We start from the raw sequence: 3,642 nt of genomic DNA, 5'->3' as shown, positions 1-3,642 counted from the left end.
GTCGCGGGCGCCAGCCGAGTGCTGTCGATCGACCTCCACGCCGGCCAGATCCAGGGCTTTTTCGACATCCCCACCGACAATCTGTTCGCTTCGCCGGTGATCGCCGCCGACATCCAGGCGCGCTTTTCCAACCACAATTTGACCGTCGTCTCGCCCGACGTCGGCGGGGTCGTCCGCGCACGGAGCCTAGCCAAGCGGCTCAGCAACTCGCCGCTGGCGATCATCGACAAGCGCCGCGAGCGCGCCGGCGAGTCCGAGGTGATGAACGTCATCGGCGAGGTCGACCAGCGCACCTGCATCCTGATTGACGACATCGTCGATTCGGGCGGAACGCTGTGCAACGCGGCCGCCGCGCTCAAGCAGGAGGGCGCCGAGCAGGTCGTTGCCTACTGCACGCACGGGGTGCTGTCGGGCGGCGCGGCGGCGCGCATCGGCACTTCGGAGCTCTCCGAGCTGGTCGTCACCGACACCATCTGGACCGGCGAGGCCGATGCCAAGAACGGCAAGATCCGCCGCCTGACCATCGCCCCGCTGCTCGCCGAGGCGATCCGCCGGATCGCCGACGAGGCCAGCGTCTCGAGCCTGTTCGACTAAGGCGCGTGCCATCCGTCCTGATCACCGGCACCAACCGCGGCATCGGGCTCGAATTCGCTCGGCAGTATTCGGCGGCCGGCTGGCAGGTGATCGCGACGGCTCGCGAAACCTCGGCCGAACTGGCGGCGCTGGAGGTGGGCGTCGAGACGCTCGACTTGCGCGACCTGGACGCCGTCGCATCGCTCGCCGCAAGCATCGAGCACCCGCTCGACCTGCTGATCGCCAACGCCGGTACGATGCTACCCGAGACCGGCGAAACCGCCGCCGACGGGAACGCCTGGGCCGAGATGATGGTGGTCAACTGCATCGCCCCGTACGTGCTCGCCAAGGCGCTGCTGGGCCGGGTCGCCGACGCGCGCGGCAAGCTGATCGCCATCTCCAGCGGCATGGGCAGCATCGCCGAGAGCTCGGGCGGCTACGCCCCGTACCGGACCTCGAAGGCGGCGCTCAACATGGCGTGGCACAGCCTGGCGATCGAGGCGAAGCCGCTGGGAGCGGTGGCGGCGACGATCGACCCCGGCTGGGTCAAGACGCGCATGGGCGGCCCCAACGCGCTGATTCCGGCCGAGCAGAGCGTCGGCGAGATGCGGGCGCTGATCGAGCGCGTGGGCGCCGATCAATCGGGCGGTTTCCTCAAGCGCGACGGAAGCCCTCACCCCTGGTGAGGACGTCTGGTGAGGACGTCCCGGCCTATTGCCGCCGGATCGGAGCGCCGATCGACCAGCGGTGGCCGAACGGATCCCTGAGCTGGCCGTAGCGGTCGCCCCAGAACTGGTCGGCGAGCTCCAGCGTCACCTCGGCTCCAGCGTCGACCGCTCGGTTCCACCAGCCGTCGGCGTCGTCGACTTGGAGGTGGAGCATGACTCCGGCCGGTTCGCCGGCGGGTCCGCCGCCGTGCTCGGGAAAGTCGTCGTGCATCATCAGCGACGAACCATTGATCTTCAAATGCGCGTGCATCAGGCGGCCGTCGTCGGACGGCATGCGCATCAGCTCCTCGGCGCCGAACGCGGCTGTGTAGAATTCGATGGCTTCGGCCGCTCGCCGATCGCGGATCGTCAAATGCGGGGTCAGCCCGGTGCCGGGTTCCTGGGCTGGGTTTCGGTCCATCTTGCGCCTCCTTGCCTTCGTCCCGCTGCGCCCTTATACGCCCGCGCTTTCCAGATCCGTGGAAAAGTGAACGGCCCGGCCGGTTAGGGCTGCCGTGGCGGTTCGATAACGTCGCATCCTTCGGGGGTGCCATTAGGAGACGAAAATGCCCAAGCTCAAGACCAAGAGCGGCGTCAAGAAACGCTTCAAGCTCACGGCCACTGGCAAGGTCAAGCACGGCGTCGCCGGCAAGCGCCACCGGCTGATCAGCCACAACGCCAAATATATCCGCCAGAACCGCGGCACCGAGATTCTCGCCGACGCCGACACGGCGCGCGTGAAGCTCTGGGCGCCGTACGGCCTCAAGTAAGGAGCGCGAGCCATGACACGCATCAAGCGCGGCGTCACCACGCGCGCCAAGCACAAGCGGATCCTGGAGAATGCGAAGGGCTATTACGGCCGGCGCAAGAACACCATCCGGATCGCCCGCCAGGCGGTCGAGAAGGCCGGCCAGTACGCGTACCGCGACCGCAAGGTGAAGAAGCGCAGCTTCCGCGCCCTGTGGATCCAGCGGATCAACGCCGCGGTCCGCGCCGAAGGCCTGACCTACGGCCAGTTCATCCACGCTCTGAAGCTCGCCGGCATCGATCTCGACCGCAAGGTGCTCGCCGACATCGCCATGCACGAGGGCGAGGCGTTCAGCGCCATCATCGCCCAGGCCAAGGCGGCGCTGCCCAAGGACGACAACAAAGCCGCATAAGGGCTTGCCGCACGACAGCCAACGGCAAGGGCGCGGGAGGCTGGTCTTCCGCGCCCGTTTGCTTATGGGGCGCAAGGATGAGCGACAGCGAACAGCTCTTGCGGGACATCGCGGGCGCCGGCGACCTCGCCGCGCTCGAAAAGCTGCGCGTCGCGGCGCTCGGCAAGTCGGGGACGATCACCGCGCAGCTGAAGTCGCTGGGGTCGATGGACGCCGAAGAGCGGGCTGCCCACGGCCCGAAGATCCACGCTTTGCGCGAGGCGGTCACCGCCGCGATCGCCGAGCGCAAGGCGGCGCTGGAGGCGGCCGAGCTCGACCGCCGGCTGGCGACCGAGAAGCTCGACCTGTCGCTGCCCGCAGCGCAAGCGCCGCAAGGGACCGTGCATCCGGTCAGCCAGGTGATGGACGAGCTCGCCGAGATCTTCGCCGACCTGGGCTTCGCGGTCGCCGAAGGGCCCGAGATCGAGGACCAATGGTATAATTTCACCGCTCTCAACATGCCCGAGGCGCACCCGGCGCGGGCGATGCACGACACCTTCTATTGTGAGCCCCGGGACGGCGAGAGCGAGCCGCGGGTGCTCCGCACGCACACCTCGCCGGTCCAGATCCGCGCGATGCAGAACCAAGGAGCGCCGCTCCGGATCATCGCTCCCGGCCGGGTCTACCGCTCCGACAGCGACGCCACCCACACGCCGATGTTCCACCAGATCGAGGGGCTGGTGGTCGACCGGGCGATCCACCTCGGGCATTTGCGCTGGACCCTGGAGACGTTCCTCAAAGCGTTCTTCGAGCGCGACGACGTCGCCATCCGGATGATCCCCAGCTACTTCCCGTTCACCGAGCCGTCGGCCGACGTCCACGTCGGCTGGTCGTGGGAGGGCGGCCGGCGGGTCATCGGCGGTTCCGAGAACTGGATGGAAGTGCTCGGATCGGGGATGGTCCATCCCCGAGTGCTGGCCAATGCCGGGCTCGATCCCGACGAGTGGCAGGGCTTCGCGTTCGGCACCGGCGTCGACCGGCTGGCGATGCTCAAATATGGAATGAGCGACCTTCGGGCCTTCTTCGACGCCGACCTGCGCTGGCTCAAGCACTACGGCTTCAGGGCGCTCGCCGTGCCGACCCTGTCGGGCGGAGTCGGCGCGTGAAGTTGCGGCCGATCTTCCCCTCCCGGTTACGGGAGGGGACCGAGGGGTGGGGGGGGG

At 68.2% G+C, this 3,642-nt stretch carries 6 protein-coding genes; 5 read left to right on the top strand and 1 reads right to left on the bottom strand.

Translation table 11 applies throughout. From position 1 onward, the window contains the following. The coding region (gene prs, locus H0T81_RS02770; protein ID WP_294009515.1) for a ribose-phosphate diphosphokinase at positions 1-594 on the top strand (594 nt) is incomplete at its 5' end. A 5-nt stretch (positions 595-599) separates the two neighbouring features. Then, entirely contained in the window at positions 600-1,259 is a 660-nt protein-coding gene (locus H0T81_RS02765; protein ID WP_294009513.1) for an SDR family oxidoreductase, read from the top strand. 25 nt (positions 1,260-1,284) lie between these two features. Here H0T81_RS02765 and H0T81_RS02760 read toward each other — a convergent pair whose 3' ends face one another. Then, entirely contained in the window at positions 1,285-1,701 is a 417-nt protein-coding gene (locus tag H0T81_RS02760; protein WP_294009511.1) for a VOC family protein, read from the bottom strand. A 145-nt stretch (positions 1,702-1,846) separates the two neighbouring features. On the opposite strand from H0T81_RS02760, the gene rpmI reads away from it, so the two are divergent. The 3 genes from rpmI to pheS all read left to right on the top strand — a co-directional run bounded on the left by rpmI (position 1,847) and on the right by pheS (position 3,585). Continuing rightward, entirely contained in the window at positions 1,847-2,050 is a 204-nt protein-coding gene (gene rpmI / locus H0T81_RS02755) for a 50S ribosomal protein L35 (protein WP_249868273.1), read from the top strand. Positions 2,051-2,062: 12 nt separating this feature from the next. After that, positions 2,063-2,440 carry a 50S ribosomal protein L20 gene (gene rplT, locus H0T81_RS02750; protein WP_294009506.1) on the top strand — a complete coding sequence of 126 codons (378 nt, stop codon included), beginning with the start codon at positions 2,063-2,065 and terminating at the stop codon, positions 2,438-2,440. A 77-nt stretch (positions 2,441-2,517) separates the two neighbouring features. Continuing rightward, positions 2,518-3,585, top strand: coding sequence for a phenylalanine--tRNA ligase subunit alpha (gene pheS / locus H0T81_RS02745; protein ID WP_294009504.1), 1,068 nt, complete (start codon positions 2,518-2,520; stop codon positions 3,583-3,585). Positions 3,586-3,642 lie beyond the last annotated feature (57 nt).

It is taken from the genome of Sphingomonas sp. (genome assembly GCF_013812825.1).
Classification (GTDB): Bacteria; Pseudomonadota; Alphaproteobacteria; order Sphingomonadales; family Sphingomonadaceae; genus Sphingomicrobium.
This window is presented reverse-complemented; position numbering and strand designations above follow the sequence as displayed.

Coding starts and splice junctions, on each gene's coding strand:
- H0T81_RS02760 (WP_294009511.1), bottom strand. CDS start 1,701: ATGGACCGAAACCCAGCCCAGGAACCCGGCACCGGGCTGACCCCGCAT.
- rpmI (WP_249868273.1), top strand. CDS start 1,847: ATGCCCAAGCTCAAGACCAAGAGCGGCGTCAAGAAACGCTTCAAGCTC.
- pheS (WP_294009504.1), top strand. CDS start 2,518: ATGAGCGACAGCGAACAGCTCTTGCGGGACATCGCGGGCGCCGGCGAC.
- rplT (WP_294009506.1), top strand. CDS start 2,063: ATGACACGCATCAAGCGCGGCGTCACCACGCGCGCCAAGCACAAGCGG.